Here is a 26,940-nt window from a genome sequence, read left to right as displayed (position 1 = left end):
TGTCTGCAAGCAGACCGGCAGCAAAAACTGCCTACAAATCCATTTCCCAGGTCTGGCCGGTCAGATCCTTGCCGAAGCTGTGGTGGTGCTCCTGCGAGACCAGCCTGAAGCCGGCACGTTCATAGATCGCGCGCGCCGCAACGAGGATGTCGTTGGTCCACAGCACCAGCTTGGTGTAGCCGCAAGCCCGGGCCTGGTCCACGCATTCCGCGACCAGTCGTTTGCCGATGCCGAGGCCGCGCGCCGACGCCTCGACATGCAGCATTCTCAGCTTGGCCACTTTGTCGTCCTGATGAACCAGGAACACTGCGCCGACGGGCTGACCACCGCGCTCGGCGATCCAGCAGAAATCGCGGCCGGGCACGAAATTGCGAATGAAATCGGCGCCGATCTCGGCGAGCATTGCCTCGAACTCGATCGTCCAGCCATATTCCTCGGCATAGAGTTGGGCTTGGCGCTGCACGACCCAGCCGACATCGCCGACGCGATGCGGGCGCAACGTCACCTCGCTGCTTTCACGGGTGGGATCGCCCAGCAATTCCCCCGCCTTGCGCAAGGCGCTGCCCAGTTCATGCAACCTGTCGTCGGGGACGCTTTCGATCACCCGCGCCGTGTCCCGATCGGCCGCCGCCTGCAGTCTGGCAAGCGCTGCCTCGCCCTTTGCGGTCAGCGAGAGGACCCTTCGGCGCCGGTCAGCCGGGTCCGTTCGGGCCTCGGTCAGCCCCTGGCCCGCGAACTTGCGCAGGATCCGCGTCAGATAGGCGGCATCGACACGCAACTGTCTTGATATTTCGGAGGCCGCCGGGCCATTCTCCAGCCGAAAAGCTCCAGCCAGGAAACCTCGCTCGCCGGGGATTTCGGCGGAAGCGGGGCTGCTGCGGTGACCCAGTTCGAACAGTACGCGCGCCTCGGTCAACGTGAATGCACTTTGTGTCAGCGTCTCGTCGAGAAGGCCGACAGTGCGCGTGTAAAAGCGATTGAAGCGCCTGACATCGGCCACCAATGCGTTGCGCTCGTCCAGCATCCGCGTCCAGCTCCCAATAGGCAGCTCCATTTTCCAAAATTAGTGGACTAAGTCAATTAATTTCAAAGCCAGAAATCCGAGCTATTGCGTCGTGCGCGCAATTCTCATGTTGCATTCCCTGAGCCATGCACCAGATTCCAACGAGACAGGCTTGGAGAGATTCATGGCTGGTCATCGCAGGAAAGTGCAGGCGCGCGTCTACGGCAATGTGCAAGGCGTCGGCTTCAGAGTCTGGGCCCGGGATGAGGCCACAGGCCTTGGTCTTGCGGGCTGGGTTTGCAATGAAGCGGATGGGTCCGTAACGGCCCAGATCGCAGGTCTCGATGAAGCGGTCTCGACAATGATCGAGCACCTCTGGAAAGGGCCGGCCGGGGCTTCGGTTTCCAAGGTCGACGTCGAGGAGTTGGAGGCAGAGAACGCCTCTGTCGGGTTCATTATCGTTGCATGAAGGTGGATTTGGACCGGTCGCCTTGAATTAATTGAACGTTCGTTTTATTATTGCTCCGCAGAGGAGCTGACATGGCGCGCACCGCTGGGTCCGATGGCGAAAAGACAGAAGCGACTATCCGTGAGGCAGCGGTCAACCTCATCGCGCGCCTTGGTTACGAAGCGATGTCGATGCGCCAGCTTGCCGCCGAGGTCGGTGTCCAGGCAGCCGCGCTCTACCGCTACTTTCCAACCAAGGAAGAGCTTCTGTTCACGCTGATGCGCGAGCACATGGAAGATCTGGCCACAGCATGGGAAGCAGCCCGCCCGGCGAACGCAGATTCGGCGCAACTACTCTCGGCCTATGTGCGCAATCACATCGCCTTTCACATCGAGCGACGGCACGCCACGCATGTGTCGAACATGGAATTGCGCAGTCTGTCGCCCGAACGGCTGACACACATCCTACGCATGCGCACAGCTTACGAGAAGGAGCTGCGCGCCATCCTGCGCGACGGCGACGAGACGGGCGCCTTCAGCATCGACGACACCGGGCTGACGGCCATGGCGCTGATCCAGATGATGACCGGCGTCATCGTCTGGTTTCGGCCGGGCGAACGGCTGTCGATCGCTGAAGTGACCACGACATATCTTTCAATGACAATGCGGCTTGTCGGCGCGACGATCGACGCCTACAGCGCCGCGCGTCCCTTCGGACGCGCAAAGGACGCTGCAGCATTTTGATTTCGCGCATGATCCCTTTCCGAAGATCAAAGTCGATTTTCGGGGTCATGCGCAGGGAGGAGAAAAATGTACACAAACACGCTCAGCTTCGGGCATGACGAGGAGATCGAGGCGCTGCGCGAGATGGTGCGGCGCTTCGCCCAGGATCGCATCGCGCCGATCGCCGCCGACATCGATCGCTCGAATGAATTCCCGGCGCATCTGTGGGGCGAACTCGGCGCGCTCGGCTTGCTTGGCATCACCGCCGACCCCGATTTCGGCGGCAGCGGCATGGGCTATCTCGCCCATGTGATCGCTGTCGAGGAGATTTCACGCGCTTCGGCCTCGGTCGGCCTCTCCTACGGTGCCCACTCCAACCTCTGCGTCAACCAGATCAACCGCTGGGCTACAACGGCGCAGAAGGAAAAATTCCTGCCGCCACTGTGCTCGGGCGACCGCGTCGGCGCGCTGGCGATGTCGGAATCCGGCGCCGGCTCGGACGTCGTCTCGCTGAAGCTGCGCGCCGAAAAACGCAACGACCGCTATGTACTCAATGGCACCAAGATGTGGATCACCAACGGGCCGGATGCCGAGACCCTGGTGGTCTATGCCAAGACCGATCCGGAACTGAAATCGCGCGGCATCACCGCTTTCATCGTCGAGAAGGCGATGGCAGGGTTTTCCGTGGCGCAGAAGCTCGACAAGCTCGGCATGCGCGGCTCCAGCACCGGTGAACTGGTGTTTAGGGATGTCGAGGTGCCGTTCGACAATGTGCTGCACGAGGAAGGGCGAGGCGTCGAAGTGCTGATGTCGGGCCTCGATTATGAGCGCACGGTGCTTGCCGGCGGCCCGATCGGCCTGATGGCGGCGTGCCTCGACGTGGCGATCCCCTATGCGCACGAGCGCAAGCAGTTCGGCCAGGCGATCGGCGAGTTCCAGCTGGTGCAGGGCAAGCTGGCCGACATGTACACGACGATGAATGCCGCGCGCGCCTATGTCTATGCCGTCGCCGCCGCTTGCGATCGCGGCCAGACAACCCGCAAGGATGCCGCCGGCTGCGTGCTGTTTGCCGCCGAGAAGGCGACGCTGATGGCGCTCGACGCCATCCAGCTGCTTGGCGGCAATGGCTACATAAACGACTATCCGACCGGCCGCCTGCTGCGCGACGCCAAGCTCTACGAGATAGGCGCCGGCACCAGCGAAATCCGCCGCTGGCTGATCGGCCGCGAGATCATGGCGGAGGGGGTGTAGCATGGCCGTACTCCAAACTCAGATCTCCCCCTCCTCCCACACCTTCCGCGCCAATGCCGAGCGCATGCGGGCGCTGGTCGCCGACATTGCGGAGAAGGCTGCAACCGTCGAGCGCGGCGGTTCGGAGGAAGCGCGTGAGCGCCACGTTTCCCGTGGCAAGCTCCTGCCGCGCGAGCGCCTCGCGCAATTGCTGGATGTCGGCTCACCCTTCCTCGAGATCGGCCAGTTCGCGGCGTGGTCGATGTATGGCGAGGAGATCTCTTCGGCCGGCATGATCGCCGGCATCGGCCGCGTCGAAGGCACCGAGGTGATGGTCGTTGTCAACGACGCCACGGTGAAGGGCGGTACCTATTATCCGCTGACCGTGAAGAAGCATTTGCGGGCGCAGGAGATCGCGCTGCAGAACAATTTGCCTTGCATCTATCTCGTCGACAGCGGCGGCGCCAACCTGCCCAACCAGGACGAGGTGTTTCCCGACCGCGAGCATTTCGGCCGCATCTTCTACAACCAGGCCAACATGTCGGCATCAGGCATTCCGCAGATCGCCTGCGTCATGGGTTCCTGCACGGCGGGCGGCGCCTATGTGCCGGCGATGTCGGACGAGACGATCATGGTGCGCAACCAGGCGACCATCTTCCTCGGCGGCCCGCCGCTGGTGAAAGCGGCCACCGGCGAGGATGTCAGTGCCGAGGATCTTGGCGGTGCGGATGTGCACACCAGGCTTTCCGGTGTTGCCGACCACTATGCGCTGGACGACGACCATGCGCTCGCCATCTGCCGGCGCATCGTCAAAAATCTGAATCGGAACAAGATTGTGGGCCCGACCTTACAGGAATCGATTCCGCCGCTTCATCCGGCGGATGAACTTTATGGCATCGTACCGACCGACCTGCGCCAGCCCTATGACGCGCGCGAGGTCATCGCGCGCGTCGTCGACGGTTCCGAATTCGACGAGTTCAAGCAGAATTACGGCACCACGCTGATCACCGGCTTTGCCCATCTGCATGGCATGCCGGTCGGCATCATCGCCAACAACGGCGTGCTGTTTTCCGAAAGCGCGCTGAAGGGCGCGCACTTCATCGAACTGTGCTGCCAGCGCAAGATTCCATTGGTCTTCCTGCAGAACATCACCGGCTTCATGGTCGGTCGAAAATATGAAGCAGGCGGCATCGCCAAGGATGGCGCCAAGCTGGTGATGGCGGTTGCCACCGCCAGGGTGCCGAAGGTGACTGTCATCATCGGCGGTTCGTTCGGCGCCGGCAATTACGGCATGTGCGGCCGCGCCTATTCACCGCGCTTCCTGTGGATGTGGCCGAACGCCCGCATCTCGGTGATGGGCGGCGAGCAGGCGGCAACGGTGCTTGCCATGGTCAAGCGCGAAGGCATCGAGCGCAAGGGCGGGGAATGGAGCGCCGAGGAAGAGGCGAAATTCAAGAAGCCGATCCTGATGAAGTACGAGCATGAGGGTCATCCGCTCTATTCGTCCGCACGCCTCTGGGACGACGGCATCATCGACCCTGCGAAGACGCGCGACGTGCTGGCGCTCAGCCTGTCAGCTGCGCTCAACGCCGAAATCGAGGACACGCGCTTTGGCGTGTTTCGGATGTGAGAATGGACGGTCAACTTCGACGGCCAAACGGCGGAACTACACCGGCAGGCCGTTGCTGCCGAGCGAAAAGGCTGAACTGTATGGACCAACCGATTCATCAGCATAGGCGGCTTCGAATCTCAAACAGTGAACTGGCGGCGAGGCAAAATATTCGCTACTGCTTATCCAGCATGGGGCAATGGGGACGGGCTGGAAATGAAATTGAAATATTGCCAGGGAACGGCTGCTTCGATACTTTCTGCATTTCTAATATTAACGGCGACCGGCATCAGTTCGGCGGAATCGCTCGCAGGACGCAAGGGAGACGTGCGTTTTCCGCCGACCTTGGGTTCGGGCGAATGCAACGTTGCCTACAAGGGCTACGTCGCGGCGAGCGGTCATTCGGCCTACGCCACAACCTTTTATTCGCGTGTCGTCGACCTCTACATTGTCTGCGGGACGAAGCTCAACGCGCCTTCCCAGAAGGCGGCGGAAGAGACGGCGCTACGCAATTGCCAGGCCGGCTTGACACGGTGGAAGCTCAAGACCGCGAGTGGCGGCTGCGCAATCTCCTCATCGAAGTAGGCAACCAGCCGAGACTTTTTTGCGAATGGGGGAAGCAGAATGAAATCCGGGACCTGCAAACGAGCAGCCACCTCAATAGTGGCAGGCTTGCTGATGGTGGCGGCCCCCACCGCCGCCATGGCCGGATCGCTGGCAGGCAGCAAGGGGAACGTGCGCTACCCAGTGACCATTCCTGTAGGAACCACCGGGGGCTGTGGGAAGGCCTATGCAGCGTATCTCGCAGCCGCAGGCCATTCGGCTTTCGCGGCGACGCCGATCGTTCCGGCGACCGAGTACTTCGTTTGCGGCGTGAAGCTGAATGCATCGTCACAAAAGGCGGCGGCGGAACTGGCATTGAAATCCTGTCAGGCCAGCAAAAGCAAATACAAGGTTACCGTCGCCGGCGCCTGCAGCATCGCCGCGTCCAAATAGACCGGAAAGCGCCCGGTTTTTCTCGTTGGGGAAGACAAAATGAAATCCACGAATTCCAGGCGAACAGCCACGGCGATATTGGCCGGACTGCTGATGATCGCAGCGTGCGGCGCGGGCATGGCCGGCTCACTGACTGGAAGCGAGGGAGACAAGCGTTTCCCGCCGTACCTGCCGCGAAATCCCAAGGATCCCTGCACCAAGGCGTACAAGGCCTATGTAGCGGCCAGTGGTCATTCAGCGTACGCAACCACTCCCTACGCACGGATAATGTCGTCGTACATAGTTTGCGGGGGCCACCTCAACGCGCCATCTCAAAAGAGGGCCGAAGAGTTGGCGATGAAATCCTGTCAGTCCACCCGCGGGCACTACAAGGTCACGACGGGCGGCGGCTGCGAGATCGCGGCCTCCAAATAGGCTGGCGCCTGCCAGAATGGCGCCGCCCGAGGCAAAACCGGGAGGCTCCATGTTCGCCAAGATCCTGATCGCCAACCGCGGCGAGATCGCTTGCCGTATCATCCGTACCGCGCGCAAGATGGGTGTGCGTACTGTCGCCGTCTATTCGGATGCCGACGCGAGATCCCTGCATGTCGAGATGGCCGATGAGGCGGTGCATATCGGCGCCTCGCCCGTCGGCGAAAGCTATCTGCGCGGTGACAAGATCATCGCCGCGGCCTTGGCTGCGGGCGCACAAGCCATTCATCCCGGCTACGGCTTCCTGTCGGAAAATCCCGATTTCGTCGACCAGGTGGCGGCGGCGGGGCTCATTTTCATCGGGCCGTCGGCGGCCTCGATCCGTGCCATGGGGCTGAAGGACGCGGCCAAGCGGCGGATGGAAAAGGCCGGCGTGCCGGTCGTGCCGGGCTACCATGGCGAAGCGCAGGAGATCGTGCTGCTTGCCTCCAAGGCACGCGAGATCGGCTATCCCGTACTGATCAAGGCACGCGCCGGCGGCGGCGGCAAGGGGATGCGCCGGGTCGAACATCCCGACGAGTTTTCCGAAGCTCTGTCCAGTGCGCGGCGCGAGGCGAAAGCCGCCTTCGGCGACGACCGCGTGCTGGTCGAAAAATATGTCGACAAGCCGCGCCATATCGAGGTGCAGGTGTTCGGCGACAATTTCGGCAATGCGGTGCATCTCTACGAGCGCGACTGCTCGGCGCAGCGCCGCCACCAGAAGGTGATCGAGGAAGCGCCTGCCCCCGGCATGACCGAGGCGCTGCGCAAGGCAATGACGGATGCAGCGGTGAAAGCCGCCAAGGCGATCAATTATTCAGGCGCCGGCACCATCGAGTTCATCGTCAATGCCTCGCAAGGCCTGAAGGCCGACCGCTTCTGGTTCATGGAGATGAACACCCGCCTGCAGGTCGAGCACCCCGTCACCGAAATGGTTACCGGCACCGATCTGGTCGAGTGGCAGTTGCGGGTCGCCAGCGGCGAAAAGCTGCCCAAGACGCAAAGCGAGATCGCGCTCACCGGCCATGCCTTCGAGGCGCGCATCTATGCCGAGGATGCGGCAAAAGGGTTCCTGCCGGCGACCGGTACGCTGCATCATCTGAAATTTCCGGATGCAGCCCCCGAAGGCGCCGCGATGCGCATCGAGACAGGCGTGCGGGTGGGTGACGCCATCTCGCCCTATTACGACCCGATGATTGCCAAGCTGGTCGTCCACGCCGCGGACCGCCAGGCGGCACTCGAAGCTCTCGGTGCAGTGCTGTCGCGAACCGAGGTCGCCGGCTCGACCGTCAACACCGCCTTTCTTGCCGCTCTTGCCGCCGATCCGGATTTCTCCGCGGGCGATGTCGACACCAGCCTGATCGCCAGGCACCAGACGGCGCTGACCGAGGTCGCGCCGCCGACCGGCGAAACCATCGCTGCCGCGGCCGTTGCGGCCTCCGGCGCCGGAGCATCGCCGTCATCCAACGATCCGTGGTCGTCGCTTGCCGGCTATGCGCATTTCCACAGCGTGGCGCGGCGCACACGATTGAAGTTCGGCGAAGACGGAATCGTGGCGAAGGTTTCGGTGCGGCATGACGGGCGGTTCCAGGTGACGCTGGACAAGCCCTATGACGACACCAATTCGCATGATTTTCGCTCAACACCACGCCTCGCCCGCTGGCCAGGCCACATCACCGTGTTCGAAGGCGCCGTTGGCTACACTTTCGCCGTGCCGGACCCGCTGGCACGGGCCGATGATGCGGCGGCACGTGCCGGCAGCCTGCGTGCGCCGATGCCGGGACTGGTCAAGCTGGTGCGCGCGGGAAAGGGCGATGCAGTGATCAAGGGCCAACCGCTGCTGATCCTCGAGGCGATGAAGATGGAGCACACCATCGCCGCGCCGCATGACGGCGTGATCGCCGAGATTGCCGCCGAGGGCGCACAGGTGACCGACGGGACGGTGCTGGTACGGTTCGTCGAAGAACAAGCCGCCTCGACCGCTGCAGCCAGCTGACGGTTCGAAGGTAAACAAGAAAATGGCCGGGACGAACCCGGCCATTTCTCTACGCTATTCGGTCGCCAAGTCGGCGATTACTGCGCGATCGGCGCATATTTGCCGTCATGCCACTGGTTGATGTCGTAGCTGGCATCCTTGAGATCGCCCTTCTCGTCGAAGGTGACATCACCGACAACGGTGCTGATCGGCGTGCCGTTCTTCAGTGCTTCGGCAACCTTGGCCGGGTCGTCGCTGCCGGCACGCTTGATGCCTTCGGCGAATGCCTGGATGGTGGCGTATGAGAACAGCGTGAAGCCCTCCGGCACGAAACCGCCGGCCTTGATCTTCTCGACCGCTGCCTTGGCTTCCGGCTTTGCCTGCGGATCCGACGGGAAGACGAACATGGTGCCCTCGCCGGCCGGGCCAGCGACCTGCCAGAATTCCGGCGAGGCGATGGAGTCCGGCATGATCAGCTGGAATTTCAGGTTCTGTTCCGCCGACTGACGCAGGATCAGGCCAGCTTCAGGATGGTAGCCGCCGAAATAGACGACGTCGGCTTTCAAGTCCTTGAGCTTGGTGACGAGAGCTGAATAGTCCTTCTCGCCAGCGTTGATGCCGTCATAGTAGACCTCCTTGAGGCCGCCGGCATTCATCGTTGCCCTGACGGCGTCAGCCACGCCCTGTCCGTAGGCGCTCTTGTCGTGCAGGACGACGACATTCTTGCCGGCAAACTTCTTGGCGATCCATGGGCCGATGAAGGCACCCTGCGCATCGTCACGCGTATAAAGGCGCATGATCGTCGGCCAGCCGGCCTTGGCGGCCGCGTCGGTGAGCACCGGGTTGGAAGAAGCCGGGCTCATCATCAGCGCGCCGGCTTCGGCATAGACGGCCGAGGCCGGAATGCTGGAGCCGGAGCAGGCATGGCCGTCGATGAACTTGACGCCATCGGCGACGACGCGGTTGGCAACCGACACGGCCTGCTTGGGATCGCACTGGTCGTCTTCGATATCAAGCTTGATCATCGACCCATTGACGCCGCCGGCGGCGTTGATCGCGTCGGCAGCGGCCTGTGCGCCCTGCTTGAACTGATCGCCGATGGTGGCGAGCTGTCCAGTCATCGGGCCGATCACCGCAAAAGTGATGTCGTCGGCGAATGCGACCGGCGTGCTCATCATCAGGCCGAATATGGCCGCGTTCAAAATACTCAATTTTTTCATGATGGTAGAACTCCTCCACTCACGCGCGGCCGCCCCGGCCGCGCTTCTTCCAGAGAGGCCGGACAATTTCATCCTTCATTGGGCCTGTCTAGGCGCATTGGCGCCGCTCGATTGGGCCTGCAAGACGTCATCCACGCAAAAAGCCACGCCAGCCTTGTTCCGGCTGGTCGTGGCTTTTTTTGCCCGTCGAGCAATCTCCAGGCGCCCCCCGCCTAAAAATCCCGCTCAGCTTCCCTGTGTCGCGCACGACTGGGCCCTGCGGCCTGCCGCGTTCTCTTTCTTAACACCGTGACCGTCTTGCGCGGCCTTCGTTCCGTCGGGTCTGGCTGTCTGTGCAGTCTTGATCCCGGAGCTTCCCTGTCTTGGATAGGCCTGTCTGCGATTGGCAGATTTCAGTGCATGGTCATCCATTCGCGGGCTTCGCGAAGCGCCTTGGCGATCTCGACCTTCGACATGGCAGCCGACAGTTCCGAGCGCAGTTCCGCGGCGCGGGCCGAGCCCTTGATGGCGGCGATGTTGAACCATTTGTGGGCGGCAACGACATCGGTCTCGCAATCGCGGCCGGTCGCATACATCATGCCCAGTTCGAAAAGGATGTCGGCCTGGGCAGTTGCCCCCATGGCGCCGAAACCTGCTTCAAGCATTTCAAAACGTGCCATTTCAATCCCCTGTTTCCGGCCCCTGTCAGGCTCCCGAGAGCTGCCTTCTTTCGTGCTTGCCGGCTGCTCTTCCGATGCTTTCGAGAATGCCGTGCAGGCTTGAATCCGTCGTTAAATGGCGTGCTTAATTTGAGGAAAACAAAGCTAAAACAAGAGGTAAACGCGAAAATTCGTTAAGGATACAAAGCCAGCAATTCAGCCTGCTTGCGTCAAATTTGACGAAAATTTCCCAATACCAAGTCAAGACTTCGCTAACCACAGGAGACAAAGGCGATGCGCCGATCGTTTCATTTCCTTGGCCAGCAGTCGCATTCGGGACCCTTTCAAAATCCGAAAGTCTTCCGTTGCGGCACCGCTTTTGTTTTGCCGGGAGCTGGATTAGCTTACGTTTGCGTAAGCGGCAGACCGGCGAGGCGGAGCATCCGGCCGGACATCCAAAGGGAGGAAGACATGTTTCGAAAAGTGAGCCTGGCCCTTGCGGCCACATTGATGATGGCCGGCGCGGCCTGGGCCGATCCGATCGAGGGCAACTGGAAGACGCAGGCCGGGGATACCGCGGCCATCGCCGGCGGCGGCTCGTTTTCCATCACGCTCAAGTCCGGCAAATATGCCGGCAAGACCATCGGCTCGCTCAAGGCGACAGGCGACAACAAATATGCCGGCAACATCACCGATCCGGCAAACGACAAGACCTATTCGGGCAAGGCGACATTGTCGGGCACCTCTCTCAAGATGAGCGGCTGCGTGCTCGGCGGACTGATCTGCAAGAGCCAGACCTGGCATAGACTTTAATTCTGCATACTGATATCAGGCGGTCTCCAATGCACCAACGGAGACCGCCCAGCCATGCTACAGCCCCGAGACCTCAAGGGCCGCAACGCGATTTCCTATGCTCGCTGGAGTTCCGGCAAGCAGGCGCAGGGCGATAGCTCGGCCAGACAGACAAAGAAAGCCGTGGATTTCTGCGCCTACCATGGCCTGATCCTCGACAGTCAATTGGTAGACGATGGTGTGAGCGCATTCAAAGGCGCGAACCTTGAGGCCGAACTTGGCCAGTTCGTCAGGGACGTCCGGTCTGGCAAGATACCAAACGATGTGGTCCTGATCGTTGAAAACATTGACCGCATCACCCGCGTGAAGCCCACCCGAGCCATCCGCTACTTCCTCGACCTGTTGGACACAGGACTGACTTTAGTGACCCTGACGGACCAGCGCGTCCATACAAGCGAAGACTACGACGACAACTTCGCCAACCTCATGATGTCCCTCATGGCCATGCAGGCGGCCCACGAGTACAGCGCCAAGCTGTCATACCGTGTAGGAGATGCGTGGTCCCGCAAGGCCCAGAAGGCCCGTGAGGCAGTCGCCAGCGGTATTGGCCGGGTCAAGGTTGCGAAGCTCCCCTTCTGGATTGACCGGGAAACCTACAGCCTCAACGCCCGTGCCGACGACGCGCGGCTGATCTTCACGCTTGCCAAGGAAGGCCACGGGCAGCAGGCCATCACTCAGCTATTGAACACCAAGGGCATTCCGTCTCCCGCAGGGAACTCATGGGCTCAAGTTGTGGTCGGCGATGTCCTCCGCTCTCCAGCCGCCTATGGGTGCCTTGTCCTAAAGGGCGAGGAGGTGCCGGGCTACTTCCCTGCTCTGATCAGTGAGACGGAATGGCTGGCCGTCCGCCAGCGCACCAAGGCCCGGCAGCACAGCAGGCAGGTAGGTCGGACATCAAACCTGTTCTCCCGCATGGTCTATTGCGCACACTGCCACTCCTCAATGGCCCTCACGTCCTCCAAGAAAGGTGACGTGTCGTGGGGCTACTTCACCTGCACAGGGAAGACGTTCAAGCGCAGAGATTGCACCGCACCCAACTGGCGCTATGACCAATTCGAGCGGGAGATGCTTGATCGTATCGGCTTCTTGGCCGTTCCTATACCGCTGGACCATGCGGCCCCTGATCACCCCGAGGCCCTTGACGACGCTATAGCGGCCATAGAGTTCAAGCGTGAGAACGCGCTTGCCGGAGCCCTCGACGCTGAAACCGCCGAAACCCGTAAGGCTTTCTCGGGGAAGGCCGATGAACTCACCCGCCAGATTGAGGCCAAGCGTCGGGAGATCATAGCCATCCGCGAGAATGACGCGCGATACCGCGAGAGCGCGGCGGCTGTGTACGATTTCGAGAAGGATCAGGAAGAGATTAGGCGGCTGGCCGTGGAAGACCGGAAGGGTGCCCAGAAACTCATCTCCAATCTTGTGTCACGCATCGACCTTGAAAGCGACGACACCAGCGCCCGGTCTCGAAAAGGGTTGCGCCGCGCCTCAGTCACGATGCGGCGTGGTTACACTCACACCCTTGTTTTCGATGACACGGGAGAGCCGGGATAATTAGAGCCTCATATCGGGAGAGTAAGCCAAACATTAGCTACGACTAAAGTCGTCATACCGATAGGCGAACTTCCCTCGACACGGGAGGGCTGGGATAATTAGAGCCTCATATCGGGAGAGCAGGCCAAACATTAGCTACGACTAAAGTCGTCATACCGATAGGCGAACTTCCCTCGACACGGGAGGGCTGGGATAATTAGAGCCTCATATCGGGAGAGTAAGCCAAACATTAGCTTCGACTAAAGTCGTCATACCGATAGGCGAACGTCCCGCCATTATGGCCTCATAATAGACCTACGAACGGCCTGGTCCTCGCGCGTCCTCGTCCTTTCCCCCCTCTGTTCCCTGTTTTTGTCTCGGTGGTGCGTTCTGTTCCGCCGGGGCCCATTATCATATCTAGCGCCACGTTGCGCATCCCACACATCATCTAGGATAACATGACCTATACCGCAGACATCGCCGCTGCCGTTGACGCTATGCGCTCGGCTTCCAAAGTCCCCTCACTTGCCTCAACGTTCCCACTCGCCCGCCCCTGGCACCAGAGCCGACATGCTCCGCTACCCCTGAGGTACACCCGAACTGCCCGCCGCGCTGCCCATTGCGGAGCTATGGCTCCCGAGGGATGCTCTGTCAAAGACCTACAGCGTATCCGCGACAATCACCGGCTCAACATTGAGAGCATCAGGGGTGTCCTCACCACGCTTTGGGCCTTCCGGCTCCTCGGGTGGCTCCCATCGGACACAAACTATCTGGAGTATGAACAGATAGCGGAGTTCGTCACGACCGGCACCCGCCGCCCCAAGGACACGCAAGAACTCATGCCCGAGTGGTTCACCCGACGGTACTCAGTCGATCAACTCAAGGTCTTTCGGGACGGCAATGACGCATAGCGTCTCCTTGAGTCGCGGACGCGCCTTGTAGCGCCGCCACAGCATCCCGCCTTCCTATACCCATCAAATGCAATCGCCTGTCCTGAGTCACCTGTGACCCGAGGAGGGCCTATCCAATCCAGCAAAGGATTTTCCATGAGCAGTCTTATTGAAGCTACCGAGGCCCTCGCACATATTCGCGCGGCTCTCGACAAACACGGCTCCACGCCGCCTACCCCTACCACTGATCTCAGCCTCGACCGGAGAGAGATTTCCGTGATGGCCGAAATCTTCCAGCCCCGCGACCGGGACCGGATGTACGTGGCCGACAAGCGACACATTGCATCGCTGGCAGATGCCATCGGAAGGAACGCAAGTAGGCCTCACTATCTCGACCGCATCACGGTCTGGTGGGGTGGGGACCGCTGGTATGTTATTGACGGTCACCATCGTCTTGAAGCGTACGCTGCTCGCGCTGTCCGAGAGGCTATCCCCTGCCGTGCCTTCGCAGGGTCCCTTGACGACGCAATGGCCTTCTCAGGGCTGGCCAACTCCAAGGATCGTCTACCGATGAGCAAGACCGACAAGCTGAACTATGCTTGGCGTCTTGAGCTGCTTACCGATCTGTCTAAAACGAAGATTGCCCAGGCATCGTCCTGCGCCAAGCGCACCGTTGCGAACATGCGCATAGTCAAAGCCGCGCTTTTGTCCAACCCCGAGAACTGCCTCGAAGATCTGTTGGTGTGGGGATGGAAGCGGTGCGATGGACTGGCGCGTGGCATCACGTTTGACGCGTCGAATTATGACCACGACGAAGCAATCACGAAACGGGCAGATATCTATAGGGACCGTCTCTACAAGGCACTCGGCAACAAACCCCATACGGACCCCGAGGCGTTCGCCCTGGCGTTGCTTCGCTCGGATGAGCGGTTCCCGGCGGCACTCATGCAGACAGCAGCATGGCGTGACGCCTTCCACGACGCAGTGATCGCGTTGCGGGATGAGCAGGACACCGAGGCCTCTCTGGCTGCGGCCGCGTATCTCGACGGCAATGCCGCGCACGACGACTACTAAACCGCTCCGGGTGTGCATTTGCACGGTGTATGGGATGCACACCTTTAGCCCCTTGTGCATCTTCCCAACACCCCAGCTGCCGCCCGAGTTTCCTCGGGGGCTCTTTCTATCCAACCAAAGGAAACACCATGTGATGCAGCCCCAGCAGACCGTCAACAGCCTGCGTCCAAACCCCATGGCATCGTTCATGGACATCACATTGTCGGGCCTCAAGGGCTACGGCGCCTTCACGTAAACCCAAGGAAACCTCATGGCATCTCCCGCCACTCGGGGACACCCCCGCGACTGGCGTGTGGGCATTCAATCTCCTGACCACGGTCACCAGTTGCGGTGCCGTCAAGTCCTCAACGAAACGAAACCCTGCGATTGCCCCGGCTGCACCCGCAAACGCTCCGGGGTCTCCCGCTACTGTGGTCCTCACCGGGATGCCGCGAGTTCTCGGGGTGATCCCTTGGCCCGCCTACCGGCCCGGAACGAACTGGCCATCTTTAAGAAGGCTATCGGCATCTACATGCACACGGACCCCAAGTTCGCCGCGCGTGTGGCGTTCGACCTCAGGTCCCTTGAGCGGCGCATGGTCCTGCCTCAATCCTTCTGCCTCGGCGTAGCTGACCTGCACCCTAAGCTCCCCCAGATCGCCAAGGCCAAGGGTCTCCTGGCCAACTGGCAGCACAAGGACAAGCGCACCTATACCGAGGCAGTCATCCGCACTGTGGCCTTGATTGGGTGGATGCAAGTCTATTTCCATCCCGGTCCTGCCGGGGGCCTCTGGGTGAACCACCAGAGGTTCCTTGAGACCCGCGCGGGTGCCCTCATGGGTGACTTTCGCAAGACCATCGGCACCACCGCGCTCATCAAGAAGGCCTCGGGGGCAACCCATAGGCACCTTGGCCGCGACTTCGTCCGACACGCCCAACACATCTACGGCAAGGACTTCTGGTCCTCAGCCGTCTCCACCAACGACGGTCAATCCATGACCATCCTCGACTACACCAAGCGAGCCCTCAAGGCCGCTGGTCTGCTCTAGCTGCTCCGCAGCATTTAAGGAAACCAACCACATGTCTTACTCCTACGATGACGCAATGCTCCGTCTGCCCAACCCCATGGACAGCCGCTCTGGCTGGACCGAACGGTCCGACAACCCCAACTTTGCCAGCGGCTCCGCTGCCGGTCCTGCACCCGAGGGCAAAGTCTTTGTCCCCGGCATGGACACTTACGTTGATCTGGACATTGCCGAACAGCTTGGCCTCATCGCACCTCAGGGCAACCCGAGTGGTCGGAGCCCCGAAGTCAACCGCGCCGCCTTCGATCCTCGCGCAATCCCTGCCGGGGACGATCCACTTGAAGATGTCTCCATAGACGACCTGTCCGACGCGGACCTTGCCGCCCTCCAGCAGGAACTTGAGATCAAGAATGACGACGAAGCCCCGTCGCTGTCCGCAACCCTCGACACCATCGCCGAATGCTTCACCCCCGAGGCCTTCGTGGATAGCGTGGAGACCATGGTTGAGACGGGCGACTTCAACGACACGATTGCCCGGCTCTCCGAGGCCACCGGGGTGGATGCCGCCACTGCGTCGACTCTTGTCGAGACAACCGTGATGGAAGCCGCCCCCGTTGCGTGTGAACAGATCGGCGAGGACCGCTGGAATGCCATGCTTTATGCGGCCTCCCGAACCGACGACCGTTTGGCCCGTCGCATCGTCGCGGATGTGGTCACCGGGCGGCTGGACCCTACCCAACTGGCGAACGCCTATGACCTCTGGTTCCAGTCGCTGCCGGATGCAGAGGGCTGATCGATGCTGAACCTCACCGTCGCCCTGTACGTCGCATCGATATGCGGCCTCTGCCTCTACTCACTAATTTAACGAATGGAATAGCCACCATGGCCAAGAAACCCACGACCCGCGAGGAACTCCTCGCTCAACTCGAAACCCTCGACAACTCCACCGAGATCAACACACTCAACGCCGAGGTGTCTCGACTGACGGAGGAAAATGCCTCGCTGGTGTTACAGCGCCGGGAACTTGAGCGTCAGCTTAAGCAGGAAAGGGACGCCGTACAGATCATTCGGGACGCGCTGCGAACTGTGGACATCAAGACCCGTCCACTCAGCGCGGAACGCCCTGGCTACGCCGAGATGCAAGAGGCTGCCGCACGGGCCAGTCGCCTTGAATTGACCACGGTGCGGCTTGGCATTCAGAAGGGCACCCATGATCCCGCAACGGGCTTGCCCTATACCGCCGATACCAAGCCGCAGCGCGTCTTGATCGCCGGGACACCCAAGGTGACCGATACGGAACTGGCGTCTTTCTTCCCCTCCCTCAGTGGCCCCGAGGTAGACGTGACGGTCACCGCCGACACCGTGCTCGATGCCCATCTGTCGGAACACAAGACTGCCTTGGACCTTGCCACCGGCAACTAGGTCGTGCCGATCAAGATAAAGCTGTCCCGTCCTGCCCATCCTTCTTGTCTTAAGGGTCTCGAAGGAGGCAGGACGTGACGCCGCAATCCGTGGTCCCCATGCGTGTAACTTGCAGTTTGCGCATGGGCATGCGTCCATCAATCTCTCTGCGGTAGAGGCTTGGTCAACCCGGCCCGTTTTCTAAGAATATGGAATGCCCTGAGGATGACCTTGTCGTCTTCCCTGTCGGTCTCTTGTAAAATCTCTTCTGGGGAGGCTTCTTCGGCATGAAAGTCCCGTGCCGTTGACGGCATATTCTTCCAGCCCCACTGGCAGGCATCCCAATGGCTTTCGCAAGGGACGGTGCCTTGGGAAACAATCTGACCGTGGTTCCCAAAAAATACGATTTTGAAATTGGTCATAGCATCGGCTCTCTACAATGGCATGATTGCCGACGCCCATGTTTCACAAATCAACTCCCGAAAAAATAGGTCTTGTGCAGACGTCCTGATAGCGGAAAATCTACGCCAACGAAGGCGTTTGCGATGTAAGACCAGTAAGGGATAGTAACGGCGTTCTATCATCTTTCTCTCGTCCAAACGAAACGAAAATGCTAAACGTTTGACGGGGGTATCAAGATGAATGGGATTAGAGGCGCGCTTATCGACGCAGTGATAGCTGTGCTACCTCTTGCGATCGTGTTCTTCAGTGGTTGGGCGTACTTGTCCAGCTACATCGGCGAATTTGGAGTGGACGCTACAGAGGTGACTGTCCCTCTGCCAACTGTGTTGGTGTATGCATTCTCGCCCCTGAAATCCCCTAGAGTTTTGTTTTTCCTTGCTTTTTGCTTGGCTGCTTGGGTGGCCGCTGGATACTATTTAGGAACAAAAGAGTGCCGAAATCAGATTATGCTCGTCGCGTCATTGACGGCCCTCGCCATTTTTCTATTCGTGGTCAGGGATGCCGCCCAAGCCGAAGCAAGAGCCATGGCACACTTGGTGTGGACTGGGGACAAGGCGTTCTCGGTTCCCGTTATCATCGCGCCGCATCAAGATGAAGCTTATGACGCCTTTGAGAAGTGTCGAGACAGGCGGGGACTTCGCCAAATCATCGGATTACCTGATCGCATGTATCTATTATGCCGCGATAAATACTATCCATGCGAACGCGGCAGAATGTTCGTAGTCTCCAATGCTGGCGCCATAATTTATTCTGCCATAATGCGTCGCGAACCTGGAGCTGAGGAGAACGACTGTGAACAATAAGAATTTTTTTCTGGCTGTCGCATTCGTCCTTTTTCCCTTGAGTCAAGGAGCCGCGCAGCAGGCAACTACGGAGGCCAAAGTGATCGCTGGGGTCGTTGTTGTGGATGGCCCCTACGAGCTTGTGGGAGGAGGTAGCGGAGTTCTGGGCTACGTATTGTCGCGAGCGGGCGGGAGGGCAAACTTCCAACCCTGCACTGGCAAGGTCCAAATGGTCGACGATTCGGACCTGAAGCATTCGTCATCAGATTGTAAGGATGAGCCGGGGAAAAATCCCAATTCCTTCAATGTCGCGTGCGCTGAGGTCGAATCGCAGGTTGCTATAGTGACCGCGCAGGTTGGCCAAGAGGTCAGCAAAGTAGACCTAGGGACCGTGTTCCTGAAAGCGGCCAATGGCTATGCGCAGGGGGTCGCACCGCCCAAAGAAGCACCTTGGGTGCAATGGAACGACGCATTTTCGGCTCCTTTCACCGTATGTGGCGAAAAGTACGTTGTCCTCCCGAAAACAGGATTTGACCAGGCATGGATCGGCGTGATCAAGCCATCCTCACAGTAAGGTGCCATCCACGCTGCGCAAGTTGCCTCGTGTTGGTTCCAGCTAGCAGATTACTCCATGTCCGGCACGTCGCCCCCAACAGAGAGCGTCGTGGGCTCGCCGTATTCGCCAGGCGCCGGATTGGCTTCTCACGACCACGCAATGACACCGGCTTGTTTCCCTGCCAAGCCCCCCTTGGCGGTCCTTATTACCCGGTCCTCCGTCTGCTGCTCGGCGGCCCATAGACGGGCCGGAGGTCGCCGGTCTTATCGCGATCATAGGGGGTGACCACAATGAGGCCTTCTATTGACGCAGCAAATGCGCGTCTAAGGATGTTGGTCTCGCAGCTCGCGTAGTTACCCAATGCCGACATTTTGCGAAAGCGACGTAACGCGTCCTCGTGCCTAGAGCGGCGCGATTGAAGGCGGGCCGAGGAGCACTACCGCGAAAACCATGGGAAAGGACCAAAGTCATGATCGAAGAAATCACCGCCGAAATGAGCAGCGGCAACGTTTTTGCGGACCTGGGCTTCGACAATCCCGAAGAGGAATTGCTCAAGGCCAAGCTGGCCAGCGAAATCCGCGCCATTATCAAACGCCGCCGCCTGACCCAGGCGAAGTCGGCTGAGATGCTCGGGATGAAACAGCCCGACGTCTCCGCCATTGTCACCGGCCGCACGGGGAAGTTCTCAATCGGCCGCCTTGTCCGCTGTCTCGATCGGCTCGACTACAAGGTGGACGTCGTAGTGCGGCACAAGTCGCGCAAACCGGCGCAATCTGCTGCTGAGGCAGCTTAGGTTTGTGACAGGACTAGCCCGTCGACAGCTTCGTTCAGATTGCCAGGAACGAACGGGATGTGATCGTTCATCGGGCCGGGAAAGGTCGACGCGGAGGACAAGTAGAAATTAAGTCCGACACCCTTTTTTAGTCGAACCGCGTCGAGGCCAGTAGCTTTCCTGTCGGTCTTTCTCGCGTCGAAGGGTTGCCCGTAGGAGCGCTGCCGAGATCAACTCCGAGTAATTGGCGGGCATGCGCGACCGTTACATATCCGAATGTGTTATGCAGACGACGAAGGTAGTCCAAGAGCTGTTTAGTCCGAGTGGTGTCTATTCGGCGATGTACTGCGTATCCGGAACGCGAAGCGCAGGTGAGAGTTCAGTCTCTCTAGTACCTCGATAAGAATGGTTACCACAAAACCAAGTTCTCATGCGCTGGCTTAGCGTTCAGCCTGCTCTAAACGCGCCCTCGCTCTTTTCCGCGCCGCTGAGCGTGACTCTGATCGGGTAGTTGGGAACCCTGCCAACCCGTAGGCTTGGAGTATCGAACCAAATCGCGATCTGAACACACTAGCCGCAGGAAGGTCTGGGTCGGCATTGATGAGGGCAGAGGTAATATATCCAAAATTTGCGTTTAGCCTCCGGAGACCATCAAGAAGTTCCTCATTCGTAAATCCCCACTTAAATTTGCAGTGAGGATGTGCTGTCGCCCTTTTCATCCCCGCACGAACGGACTCAGATATAGTTGAAGGAAAGCCTGCCCGCGCATAGGCCCGCATTAACGAACCAAATCGGAACGTGAGCACACGAGCCACTGGAAGGTCTGGGTCTGCACTGATCATTTTAGCTGTGACATATCCGAACTTGGTATGAAGTCTTCGTATCCCGTCGATTAGATAGTCATCCGTATATCTGAGACCTTGCTGCCAAAGGCATTTATATCCAACGAGTTCGTAGCATGCTACGAGACTACCAAAGTGGTTAACATACGAACTCGAAGAAGCAGTGTATGAACAGGCATCAATTATTCCCTGAGAGAGCTTTCCCTTCTCCCTGAAAAGCCTCCTCAACCTATCGATCATGTCCGTCTTCGCATAGGCATTGCCGACTTTGCGTCTCATCTCCTGTTGGACCTTCGCGAATTGTTTTGGGTCAACAATCGGGTCCATTACCCGTGTTCTGATCCATAGGTCTGGAGGATTTGGTCTGGACGGTCCTTTCATCCGTCGCGTTCGTACGTTGTAGACGTAGTATCCTATCATCAACTCGCTTGTGAGCAGTGTTCTGACGCGGGTTTGGGTCCAAGCCTGACCGTTTGTTGCAGGGATACCTTCAGCGTTCAGTTCGCGCGCGATGGTTGTCGTTGTTCGATGCTGGTTGACGAACATCCGGAAAATGCGGCGCACGGTTGCGATTTCATCCGGTGGACCGGGCACGAAGACAACGCGATCTGTACTTAGGCCCTTTTGCTCGCCTAGCCCGAGGAGAAATCGATGCTCTCCATCTTCGCTGACCAACAGGCGCCTTATTCCATAAAGCACCCCACCGCCCTGTTTAAACCCAAGACGCGCTTGCTGTGTTTGCGCCCTTGAGACTTTTGTAGATAGTTCGCGGCTGTACTCACCGGCCATCACCCGCTTCAGGTTCTTAATGATCATCGAGACCATACTGCCGTCGTTCTCGAATGGTTCGCCGCAATACTCAACCGCAACCCCGGCGTCCCGGCAGATGAATTCGTAGTGGGCGGATTGGTCCGTATCCTGAAATCGGCCCCACCGGCTAACATCCAGAACCAAGATCGCTGAGTAAGAGTGTTCGCCAGTCACAACGTCAGCCAACAACTGCTTCAGGCCATCTCTTCCCTTCAAGGTTAAGCCACTTTTACCGGCATCGGCGTAGGTATCAACGATAGCGAACCCTCGTTTTTCGGCATACTCCCCGATGGCAGCCATCTGGTTCTCTAAAGAATACCGCTGATGTTCGGTCGACATGCGAATGTACTGCGCAGCCGGGACACGGACATCGCTTGTAAGCTCAGTCACTATAGTGCCTCCGCGCGAGCTGATCTCTAAAGCGGCAGGACGACGCTGATGACGACAAGCGCATATTACATCGACAACGTGCTTGAGCAAACGTTCTTAGCGGTCAACTCACGGGTGCTTGCCGCTAGCCAAGTTGGTAGTGCCGCAGTCGGCCTTGCCCTTCACCCGCTCGATTGGCGTCGGCATACGCCAAAGCTGACTGGCAAGCTCGCGTTGCCCGTCTGCCACATTGCGGACCACCGGACCGAGTTGATTGGGGTAAATGTCAATGGACGGCTCAAGGTTGCCCAAGATGTCTCGCAAGGTGCCGGTCCACTGGCGGATGGCCTCTTGCGATGTGGTGATGTTGTAGAGGTTGCACATGCTGGCGAACGTGCCTTGGATTTCCACAATTTTCTAGGACCCTGTTCACCACCGGTCTCCCCGGAGCGACACCTGTGTGCCCCCGAGCAAGACAAGAGCGATGATCACTTATCTGAGTATGATGCCATCCTGACAGGCTTAGGTTTCCTATTGCTTGTTCCCGAGGTCGATCCAAGCCTTGCGGATTTCTATCGTGACAATGGCACCGACCCCACTGATCATAAAAGCGAGGAACCCAAAGAGCCCCGCACCCCATAGCGATCCGAAAGTCATGTAGGCGAGAAACGCTGCGATAAGCGCCGCCCCTGCCGCTTCGTACCCGCTACTCTCTTTCAAACGCTCTATGAGATAAAACGCGCTTTCCTTATCCATCGGTTTCCTGCAGCCTCATTGTTCTGAGAGTGTGTGTTATGCACAAGAAAACTCAGGGGCCCCGCATTGACGCGCCGAGCGATTGTCGGCACATGTAACCAATCCGGTGCGGGAATTTCCGTGCAGGATAACGGTGCCGGTGGGGAACGCTGAGGTTTGGACGCCCAGCGTCCCCCTCCGACTAGCGCAGTGATCGCTACCTCCACCAGGTATGGAATCAAGGCTTCATTGGCGCGGTTTCGGTCTGCACTAACCCGGTGTAGGGCCACAACAGACTCGCTGACAAGAGTCCCAAGCGCAAACGAATCAGTATTTTTGGGTTTTCCCCAACCTGCAGTCACCTGCGTTTGAGCCGTTCCTGCTCCGTCTCGAAGACCAGACGGTTCCCCACGGCGCTGACGGCGAACGTCAGGAACCCGTAGAGTGCCCCATGCCAGTATGTCCCAAAGGCCATGTAGCCCAGGAATGCACCTATCGCCGCCATTGCCAGCGTCTCAGCTACAGCCATCGTGATCCTCTCCTTCGTTTCATTTCTTCCGCCAGAGTTCCCAAAGAGCCGTGCCTACAACGAAGCAGAGAACGGCGGGAACGTAGACATAGAAGACCGCCGCCGGCTTCGGCCCTCGCCATGTAAACCCCATGTAGGCCCAGACGCACATTGTGGCGACTATGCCGACGAAACCGATGAAGCGCTTCATCCCGCGGTATCGGGCAGGAGCTTCCCTTCCTCCCGAGCAGCCAACCTAAAGCACCTTCGGGACCTCCGAGGTGGTCGCCTGATCGGCCAGTGCTGCCATGCAGACCCTAACGGCCATGTTCCACTTAGGGCCACGCTGGGTCCACCCGAGGAGAACCTCGGCTGCAGCCTCCACGCTCCCGACGTGTAGCGGTGTCCCTCAGGGGTCCTCACGGGGACCTTGGGTTGGAACCAGTGGTCTGCCATCAACCCCCCACCTTCAGCGGAGTAAACTGAAAAGGGGCACCCAGTTTCCAGGGTACCCCTTCTTCATCAGAACAGCCGTCCGAGAAAAGCCATCCACGAAGCCAAGGTGCATTTGCACCCGAAGGCCAAGCGATAGGTCGTCCCATTCGGCTGGCTGGCTTCAATAGTGAGGAACACCGTCATCCGGGTTCTCCTCTATCCTGCGTGTGTCTCTTGATGAGCCGAACATCACGCATAAAGACCAGCAAGCAGGGTTTTTGGGTTTTTAAACAGCCACCCGGTGACCCCCACACGCCTCGGCTGTTCGCCGTCGTCGATACAGTTGGGCAGTCGATGCCCTTCCGTCAAGTGATCACGGCGCGGATTGCCTACACATCTGCAAAAGAGCAGAGTAATCACAAAGTGAGGGACCCAATGGCTACGCTCCCAAGAACACAGACCACTCAAATCACGAGTGGACTTCGGGACGCTCCCGTTGAAGGCGACTATACGCCAAAGTTCAGGAAGACGAAATTCAAATGCCCACGCTGCCCGGTGATCGCCGCACAGACGTGGACGGTCCCTTACAAGAAGGAGCACAAGCAATTCAATCAGAAGTTAGTGGCTCTCGACGAGCAGATTTCAGACTTAGGGATTTCACAGTGCGTGGCATGTGGAGGTCGTTCACTCTGGTTCGAAGGAACCTTGGTATACCCGAGCCAGTCGGGCGATCATCCGATTCCGCAAGATCTTCCTCCTCAGCTTCAAAAGGATTTCGAAGAGGCTGCAGCGGTCGCTGAGGCTAGTCCCAGGGCAGCGGCGGCTTTGCTTCGCATGTGCATCGAAGGCCTTTGTAAGTTTGCCGCCCAGAAAGACAACTTCAACGATGCGGTTTATGAACTGGAAAAGCAGGGCATTCCAACGCAGATAACCGTAGCTATGGATGTAGTACGAATGACTGGCAACGAGGCCCTACATGCTTTACGCCTGTACGGGACGGACGACGCGACGACGGTGTCGATTTTGTTCCGTCTCGCCAACTCCATTGTTCAATGGGCGATCACTGACAAGAAACAGCTTGAAGGATTAGTTGCGGAGATCGGCCCTGAGCGGTTCGCAAAGAACGCTGCAGCTAGGCAGAGGAACGCCGACAAGGCCGCTCGTACGGGAAGCTGACTGATAGGTTGCGGACCTTTCTGAGAAAAATTCGTATCCCCGAATGTTAGAGAGGGGTAGCCCCAGTCCCCCCGTGGGGGTCCACGCGGTGCGGAGATACTTTCGCAACTTTGTTTGAGAGGGTGTCTTCATCCGCCCCAAAATTGCCGGTCCCAAGCCGTGTTTCCAGCTATGCGTCCAACGCATTCCGTAAAATAAAAGCTAAGTCTGGCACAAGCTCTGATCGAGCGCATCCTTGCGACATGAGGACGGGGCCCCGACGGGCCCCGTTTTCGTTTGCCGACACATCCTGCACCGGTGATGCTCGAGACCCGTCGACGGCTATCCAAACCGACGCCGGTGCCGTCGAAACCCCGTCAATCATCTTGAACCGCAGATGAACGCCGGCATCAGAGCCGGTTCAGTTGCATCAGGGCATTCTCCGGCGTGTTGAAGGAGACCGACCCAATGCTTGCTCGCCGCTTCACCATCGTCTGCCTGCTGGTGAGCCTGTTTGGAATGTTCTTCGCCATCCTCGTCGCCGAAGCGGGCCGTCCGGCCCGCGCCTGGGACGAAGCCAGAACCTGCCGCCTCGCCTGCCCCACCCATCTTCGCAACTGAACAAAGAAACCAAGACCTCGAAAAGAAAAGCTGAAACACCATGAACCGCATCGCCGCCAACGCTCTCAAGACCCTTCGGCTTCTGCCGCGGGCGGCGCTTATCCTGGCGGTTCTGGCCGCTCCGGTCCTGGCCGTGCCGATGATGCGCGCCGACACCGGCTCGACGATCGACGCACCGGCGCTAAAGAAGTCCGGCGTCGGCTTCGTGCTCCTGGTAAGCCTGCAGCGCGGTTGAAGAAAAACGGCGCTTTGGCCGCCTTCGGTCGCGACACCCCTCCCAAGTGCCGATCCAAGTCTCTATATTGAGCCATGGAAAAGCGAATCTACCCACAAGCCATCGAATCTGTCGTCATGCCGGAGCCTTTTGGCCGGCAAAGTTTTGATAGCGCCGAAAAGGCAGTCAAGGCACTGCAGGCGCTTTACGATCGCAATACCAAGTTCCTGCGCGACTCCTTTGCAGAACTGGCGGCAGCAGGCGGTGACAATGGCAAGCGCTACCGGGCCTTCTATCCGGAGATCGGTGTCACCACCAACTCATTCACCCAGATCGACTCGCGTCAAGCCTATGGCCACATGCCGACGCCTGGGCATTTTTCCACCACCATCACCCAGCCGGGCCTGTTCGAAAGCTACCTGGTCGAGCAGTTGCGCCTGATCATGCGCAATCATGGGGTTGCGGTCACGGTGTCGGAATCGACCACACCCATCCCGCTGCATTTCGCGTTCCTTGAAGGCACCCATGTCGACGGGGCGACGGCAGAGCGCATCAAGCGGCCGATCCGCGACCTGTTCGATGTGCCGGATCTCGACGGCACCGACGACCAGATCGCCAACGGCACCTTCGAAGTCGCTTTCGGCGAGCCGAGGCCTCTGGCGCCCTTCACGGCGCAGCGCATCGACTATTCGCTGCACCGGCTGTCGCACTATACGGCGACCACGCCGCAGCATTTCCAGAACTTCGTGCTGTTCACCAACTATCAGTTCTACATCGACGAATTCGTCGCCCGCGCCCGCGACCTGATGGCCAATGGCGGCGGCGGATACACGGAGTTCGTCGAACCCGGCAATGTCATCACCAAGGCCGGGCAAAGCGCGCCCAGTGAAGGCGTCGCGGTCCCGCGCCTGCCGCAGATGCCGGCCTATCACCTGAAGAAATCGGGGCATGGCGGCATCACCATGGTCAATATCGGCGTCGGACCTTCCAACGCCAAGACGATCACCGACCATATCGCGGTGCTGAGGCCGCATGCCTGGGTGATGCTCGGCCACTGCGCCGGCCTGCGCAACACCCAGGCGCTTGGCGACTATGTGCTGGCGCATGCCTATGTGCGCGAGGACCACGTGCTGGACGACGATCTTCCGGTCTGGGTGCCGATCCCGCCGCTGGCCGAGATCCAGGTGGCGTTGCAGGAAGCCGTCGCCGAAGTCACCGGCCTTACCGGCTACGACCTGAAACGGATCATGCGCACCGGCACCGTCGCCACCATCGACAATCGCAACTGGGAACTGCGCGACCAGCGTGGGCCGGTACAACGTCTGTCGCAATCTCGCGCCATCGCACTCGACATGGAATCGGCGACCATCGCCGCCAATGGCTTCCGCTTCCGCGTTCCCTACGGCACGCTGCTGTGCGTTTCGGACAAACCGCTGCATGGCGAGTTGAAGCTGCCGGGCATGGCGACCGAATTCTACAAGCGCCAGGTGGCGCAGCACCTGACCATCGGCATCAGGGCGATGGAGAAGCTTGCGGAAATGCCGATGGAGCGGCTGCATTCGCGCAAGCTCAGAAGTTTTTCGGAGACGGCGTTCCAGTAGGCCGGTTTCACGCATCGCGTAGGCATTTCTCATCTTG

At 59.4% G+C, this 26,940-nt stretch carries 29 protein-coding genes and 1 pseudogene; 21 read left to right on the top strand and 9 right to left on the bottom strand.

Annotation, left to right across the window (positions count from 1 at the left end):
• Window positions 1-31 precede the first annotated feature (31 nt).
• Entirely contained in the window at window positions 32-1,024 is a 993-nt protein-coding gene (locus EOA16_RS09460) for a helix-turn-helix domain-containing GNAT family N-acetyltransferase (protein WP_127257365.1), read from the bottom strand.
• A gap of 163 nt (window positions 1,025-1,187) precedes the next feature.
• Here EOA16_RS09460 and EOA16_RS09455 point away from each other — a divergent pair, with 163 nt between their 5' ends.
• From EOA16_RS09455 to EOA16_RS09420, 8 genes are all read left to right on the top strand, one after another.
• Window positions 1,188-1,472 carry an acylphosphatase gene (locus EOA16_RS09455; protein WP_127257363.1) on the top strand — a complete coding sequence of 95 codons (285 nt, stop codon included), beginning with the start codon at window positions 1,188-1,190 and terminating at the stop codon, window positions 1,470-1,472.
• A 71-nt stretch (window positions 1,473-1,543) separates the two neighbouring features.
• Entirely contained in the window at window positions 1,544-2,194 is a 651-nt protein-coding gene (locus EOA16_RS09450; RefSeq protein ID WP_127257362.1) for a TetR/AcrR family transcriptional regulator, read from the top strand.
• A gap of 66 nt (window positions 2,195-2,260) precedes the next feature.
• Window positions 2,261-3,424 carry an isovaleryl-CoA dehydrogenase gene (locus tag EOA16_RS09445; RefSeq protein WP_127257360.1) on the top strand — a complete coding sequence of 388 codons (1,164 nt, stop codon included), beginning with the start codon at window positions 2,261-2,263 and terminating at the stop codon, window positions 3,422-3,424.
• A 1-nt stretch (window position 3,425) separates the two neighbouring features.
• Window positions 3,426-5,033: a carboxyl transferase domain-containing protein gene (locus EOA16_RS09440; RefSeq protein ID WP_127257359.1), complete on the top strand. Its 1,608-nt coding sequence runs from the start codon at window positions 3,426-3,428 to the stop codon at window positions 5,031-5,033.
• Between the two features lie 195 nt (window positions 5,034-5,228).
• Window positions 5,229-5,597 carry a hypothetical protein gene (locus tag EOA16_RS09435; protein WP_127257357.1) on the top strand — a complete coding sequence of 123 codons (369 nt, stop codon included), beginning with the start codon at window positions 5,229-5,231 and terminating at the stop codon, window positions 5,595-5,597.
• A 39-nt stretch (window positions 5,598-5,636) separates the two neighbouring features.
• The gene (locus tag EOA16_RS09430) at window positions 5,637-6,008 is read left to right on the top strand and encodes a hypothetical protein (protein WP_127257356.1); all 372 of its coding nucleotides are present in this window, start codon (window positions 5,637-5,639) and stop codon (window positions 6,006-6,008) included.
• 39 nt (window positions 6,009-6,047) lie between these two features.
• Window positions 6,048-6,422: a hypothetical protein gene (locus tag EOA16_RS09425; RefSeq protein WP_164754189.1), complete on the top strand. Its 375-nt coding sequence runs from the start codon at window positions 6,048-6,050 to the stop codon at window positions 6,420-6,422.
• A 49-nt stretch (window positions 6,423-6,471) separates the two neighbouring features.
• Window positions 6,472-8,454 carry an acetyl/propionyl/methylcrotonyl-CoA carboxylase subunit alpha gene (locus EOA16_RS09420; RefSeq protein WP_127257354.1) on the top strand — a complete coding sequence of 661 codons (1,983 nt, stop codon included), beginning with the start codon at window positions 6,472-6,474 and terminating at the stop codon, window positions 8,452-8,454.
• A 77-nt stretch (window positions 8,455-8,531) separates the two neighbouring features.
• Here the strand turns inward: EOA16_RS09420 and EOA16_RS09415 are convergent, their stop codons facing one another.
• Both EOA16_RS09415 and EOA16_RS09410 read right to left on the bottom strand, forming a co-directional pair.
• Entirely contained in the window at window positions 8,532-9,653 is a 1,122-nt protein-coding gene (locus tag EOA16_RS09415; protein WP_127257353.1) for an ABC transporter substrate-binding protein, read from the bottom strand.
• 392 nt (window positions 9,654-10,045) lie between these two features.
• A complete protein-coding gene (locus EOA16_RS09410) occupies window positions 10,046-10,312 on the bottom strand; it encodes a sel1 repeat family protein (RefSeq protein WP_010915070.1) in 267 nt (88 codons plus the stop codon).
• Between the two features lie 450 nt (window positions 10,313-10,762).
• On the opposite strand from EOA16_RS09410, the gene EOA16_RS09405 reads away from it, so the two are divergent.
• The 6 genes from EOA16_RS09405 to EOA16_RS09380 all read left to right on the top strand — a co-directional run bounded on the left by EOA16_RS09405 (window position 10,763) and on the right by EOA16_RS09380 (window position 17,062).
• Window positions 10,763-11,104, top strand: a complete 342-nt coding sequence (locus tag EOA16_RS09405) for a DUF2147 domain-containing protein (protein WP_127257351.1) — start codon at window positions 10,763-10,765, stop codon at window positions 11,102-11,104.
• 54 nt (window positions 11,105-11,158) lie between these two features.
• On the top strand, window positions 11,159-12,694 hold the full coding sequence (locus EOA16_RS09400) for a recombinase family protein (protein WP_127257350.1): 1,536 nt from the start codon (window positions 11,159-11,161) through the stop codon (window positions 12,692-12,694).
• Window positions 12,695-13,719: 1,025 nt separating this feature from the next.
• A complete protein-coding gene (locus EOA16_RS09395) occupies window positions 13,720-14,637 on the top strand; it encodes a ParB N-terminal domain-containing protein (RefSeq protein ID WP_127257348.1) in 918 nt (305 codons plus the stop codon).
• A 451-nt stretch (window positions 14,638-15,088) separates the two neighbouring features.
• Window positions 15,089-15,664: a hypothetical protein gene (locus EOA16_RS09390; protein ID WP_127257347.1), complete on the top strand. Its 576-nt coding sequence runs from the start codon at window positions 15,089-15,091 to the stop codon at window positions 15,662-15,664.
• Window positions 15,665-15,695: 31 nt separating this feature from the next.
• Entirely contained in the window at window positions 15,696-16,433 is a 738-nt protein-coding gene (locus EOA16_RS09385) for a hypothetical protein (protein WP_127257345.1), read from the top strand.
• Window positions 16,434-16,522: 89 nt separating this feature from the next.
• On the top strand, window positions 16,523-17,062 hold the full coding sequence (locus EOA16_RS09380) for a hypothetical protein (protein ID WP_127257344.1): 540 nt from the start codon (window positions 16,523-16,525) through the stop codon (window positions 17,060-17,062).
• Window positions 17,063-17,199: 137 nt separating this feature from the next.
• On the opposite strand, the gene EOA16_RS09375 is transcribed toward EOA16_RS09380, so the two are convergent.
• Window positions 17,200-17,463 carry a hypothetical protein gene (locus EOA16_RS09375; RefSeq protein WP_127257342.1) on the bottom strand — a complete coding sequence of 88 codons (264 nt, stop codon included), beginning with the start codon at window positions 17,461-17,463 and terminating at the stop codon, window positions 17,200-17,202.
• 300 nt (window positions 17,464-17,763) lie between these two features.
• On the opposite strand from EOA16_RS09375, the gene EOA16_RS09370 reads away from it, so the two are divergent.
• The 3 genes from EOA16_RS09370 (at window position 17,764) to EOA16_RS09355 (ending at window position 19,634) form a co-directional block, all read left to right on the top strand.
• Entirely contained in the window at window positions 17,764-18,306 is a 543-nt protein-coding gene (locus EOA16_RS09370; protein WP_127257341.1) for a hypothetical protein, read from the top strand.
• The gene (locus EOA16_RS09365; RefSeq protein WP_127257339.1) at window positions 18,296-18,859 is read left to right on the top strand and encodes a hypothetical protein; all 564 of its coding nucleotides are present in this window, start codon (window positions 18,296-18,298) and stop codon (window positions 18,857-18,859) included. The genes EOA16_RS09370 and EOA16_RS09365 overlap by 11 nt, the downstream gene beginning before the upstream one ends.
• 451 nt (window positions 18,860-19,310) lie before the next feature.
• Window positions 19,311-19,634: a helix-turn-helix transcriptional regulator gene (locus EOA16_RS09355; protein WP_127257338.1), complete on the top strand. Its 324-nt coding sequence runs from the start codon at window positions 19,311-19,313 to the stop codon at window positions 19,632-19,634.
• Between the two features lie 419 nt (window positions 19,635-20,053).
• Here EOA16_RS09355 and EOA16_RS09350 read toward each other — a convergent pair whose 3' ends face one another.
• From EOA16_RS09350 to EOA16_RS32855, 5 genes and pseudogenes are all read right to left on the bottom strand, one after another.
• On the bottom strand, window positions 20,054-21,655 hold the full coding sequence (locus tag EOA16_RS09350) for a recombinase family protein (protein ID WP_127257336.1): 1,602 nt from the start codon (window positions 21,653-21,655) through the stop codon (window positions 20,054-20,056).
• 129 nt (window positions 21,656-21,784) lie between these two features.
• A pseudogene (locus EOA16_RS33085) lies at window positions 21,785-22,018 on the bottom strand (SOS response-associated peptidase); the annotation flags it as partial.
• A 147-nt stretch (window positions 22,019-22,165) separates the two neighbouring features.
• Complete coding sequence (locus EOA16_RS33080; RefSeq protein ID WP_127257335.1) at window positions 22,166-22,390, bottom strand: hypothetical protein; 225 nt, start codon at window positions 22,388-22,390, stop codon at window positions 22,166-22,168.
• Window positions 22,391-22,727: 337 nt separating this feature from the next.
• Window positions 22,728-22,898, bottom strand: a complete 171-nt coding sequence (locus tag EOA16_RS32580; RefSeq protein ID WP_164754188.1) for a hypothetical protein — start codon at window positions 22,896-22,898, stop codon at window positions 22,728-22,730.
• Between the two features lie 19 nt (window positions 22,899-22,917).
• Window positions 22,918-23,088 carry a hypothetical protein gene (locus EOA16_RS32855; RefSeq protein WP_206517323.1) on the bottom strand — a complete coding sequence of 57 codons (171 nt, stop codon included), beginning with the start codon at window positions 23,086-23,088 and terminating at the stop codon, window positions 22,918-22,920.
• 461 nt (window positions 23,089-23,549) lie between these two features.
• Between EOA16_RS32855 and EOA16_RS09330 the strand changes: the two genes are divergently transcribed.
• The 4 genes from EOA16_RS09330 to EOA16_RS09320 all read left to right on the top strand — a co-directional run bounded on the left by EOA16_RS09330 (window position 23,550) and on the right by EOA16_RS09320 (window position 26,903).
• The gene (locus tag EOA16_RS09330) at window positions 23,550-24,488 is read left to right on the top strand and encodes a DUF4145 domain-containing protein (protein WP_127257333.1); all 939 of its coding nucleotides are present in this window, start codon (window positions 23,550-23,552) and stop codon (window positions 24,486-24,488) included.
• 447 nt (window positions 24,489-24,935) lie between these two features.
• Window positions 24,936-25,088 carry a hypothetical protein gene (locus EOA16_RS32570; RefSeq protein ID WP_164754187.1) on the top strand — a complete coding sequence of 51 codons (153 nt, stop codon included), beginning with the start codon at window positions 24,936-24,938 and terminating at the stop codon, window positions 25,086-25,088.
• A gap of 40 nt (window positions 25,089-25,128) precedes the next feature.
• Window positions 25,129-25,323 (top strand): hypothetical protein, encoded by a 195-nt coding sequence (locus tag EOA16_RS09325; RefSeq protein WP_127257332.1) that lies wholly within the window; start codon window positions 25,129-25,131, stop codon window positions 25,321-25,323.
• 74 nt (window positions 25,324-25,397) lie between these two features.
• The gene (locus tag EOA16_RS09320) at window positions 25,398-26,903 is read left to right on the top strand and encodes an AMP nucleosidase (protein ID WP_127257330.1); all 1,506 of its coding nucleotides are present in this window, start codon (window positions 25,398-25,400) and stop codon (window positions 26,901-26,903) included.
• Window positions 26,904-26,940 lie beyond the last annotated feature (37 nt).

This window comes from Mesorhizobium sp. M7A.F.Ca.US.008.03.1.1 (genome assembly GCF_003997495.1).
In the GTDB taxonomy this organism is placed as follows: Bacteria; Pseudomonadota; Alphaproteobacteria; order Rhizobiales; family Rhizobiaceae; genus Mesorhizobium.
Note: the sequence above shows the minus strand (reverse complement) of the source record. Positions and strands in the feature narration are given on the sequence as shown.

Excerpts from the sequence above, each read along its gene's own strand:
- EOA16_RS09440 (WP_127257359.1), top strand. The coding sequence starts at position 3,426 with ATGGCCGTACTCCAAACTCAGATCTCCCCCTCCTCCCACACCTTCCGC.
- EOA16_RS09415 (WP_127257353.1), bottom strand. The coding sequence starts at position 9,653 with ATGAAAAAATTGAGTATTTTGAACGCGGCCATATTCGGCCTGATGATG.
- EOA16_RS33080 (WP_127257335.1), bottom strand. The coding sequence starts at position 22,390 with ATGGATAAGGAAAGCGCGTTTTATCTCATAGAGCGTTTGAAAGAGAGT.
- EOA16_RS09405 (WP_127257351.1), top strand. The coding sequence starts at position 10,763 with ATGTTTCGAAAAGTGAGCCTGGCCCTTGCGGCCACATTGATGATGGCC.
- EOA16_RS09455 (WP_127257363.1), top strand. The coding sequence starts at position 1,188 with ATGGCTGGTCATCGCAGGAAAGTGCAGGCGCGCGTCTACGGCAATGTG.
- EOA16_RS09395 (WP_127257348.1), top strand. The coding sequence starts at position 13,720 with ATGAGCAGTCTTATTGAAGCTACCGAGGCCCTCGCACATATTCGCGCG.
- EOA16_RS09410 (WP_010915070.1), bottom strand. The coding sequence starts at position 10,312 with ATGGCACGTTTTGAAATGCTTGAAGCAGGTTTCGGCGCCATGGGGGCA.
- EOA16_RS09430 (WP_127257356.1), top strand. The coding sequence starts at position 5,637 with ATGAAATCCGGGACCTGCAAACGAGCAGCCACCTCAATAGTGGCAGGC.
- EOA16_RS09330 (WP_127257333.1), top strand. The coding sequence starts at position 23,550 with ATGAGCCGAACATCACGCATAAAGACCAGCAAGCAGGGTTTTTGGGTT.
- EOA16_RS09425 (WP_164754189.1), top strand. The coding sequence starts at position 6,048 with ATGAAATCCACGAATTCCAGGCGAACAGCCACGGCGATATTGGCCGGA.
- EOA16_RS09380 (WP_127257344.1), top strand. The coding sequence starts at position 16,523 with ATGGCCAAGAAACCCACGACCCGCGAGGAACTCCTCGCTCAACTCGAA.
- EOA16_RS09325 (WP_127257332.1), top strand. The coding sequence starts at position 25,129 with ATGAACCGCATCGCCGCCAACGCTCTCAAGACCCTTCGGCTTCTGCCG.
- EOA16_RS09355 (WP_127257338.1), top strand. The coding sequence starts at position 19,311 with ATGATCGAAGAAATCACCGCCGAAATGAGCAGCGGCAACGTTTTTGCG.
- EOA16_RS09460 (WP_127257365.1), bottom strand. The coding sequence starts at position 1,024 with ATGCTGGACGAGCGCAACGCATTGGTGGCCGATGTCAGGCGCTTCAAT.
- EOA16_RS09400 (WP_127257350.1), top strand. The coding sequence starts at position 11,159 with ATGCTACAGCCCCGAGACCTCAAGGGCCGCAACGCGATTTCCTATGCT.
- EOA16_RS32855 (WP_206517323.1), bottom strand. The coding sequence starts at position 23,088 with ATGAAGCGCTTCATCGGTTTCGTCGGCATAGTCGCCACAATGTGCGTC.
- EOA16_RS09435 (WP_127257357.1), top strand. The coding sequence starts at position 5,229 with ATGAAATTGAAATATTGCCAGGGAACGGCTGCTTCGATACTTTCTGCA.
- EOA16_RS09450 (WP_127257362.1), top strand. The coding sequence starts at position 1,544 with ATGGCGCGCACCGCTGGGTCCGATGGCGAAAAGACAGAAGCGACTATC.
- EOA16_RS09375 (WP_127257342.1), bottom strand. The coding sequence starts at position 17,463 with ATGACCAATTTCAAAATCGTATTTTTTGGGAACCACGGTCAGATTGTT.
- EOA16_RS09420 (WP_127257354.1), top strand. The coding sequence starts at position 6,472 with ATGTTCGCCAAGATCCTGATCGCCAACCGCGGCGAGATCGCTTGCCGT.
- EOA16_RS09385 (WP_127257345.1), top strand. The coding sequence starts at position 15,696 with ATGTCTTACTCCTACGATGACGCAATGCTCCGTCTGCCCAACCCCATG.
- EOA16_RS09445 (WP_127257360.1), top strand. The coding sequence starts at position 2,261 with ATGTACACAAACACGCTCAGCTTCGGGCATGACGAGGAGATCGAGGCG.
- EOA16_RS32580 (WP_164754188.1), bottom strand. The coding sequence starts at position 22,898 with ATGGCTGTAGCTGAGACGCTGGCAATGGCGGCGATAGGTGCATTCCTG.
- EOA16_RS09320 (WP_127257330.1), top strand. The coding sequence starts at position 25,398 with ATGGAAAAGCGAATCTACCCACAAGCCATCGAATCTGTCGTCATGCCG.
- EOA16_RS32570 (WP_164754187.1), top strand. The coding sequence starts at position 24,936 with ATGCTTGCTCGCCGCTTCACCATCGTCTGCCTGCTGGTGAGCCTGTTT.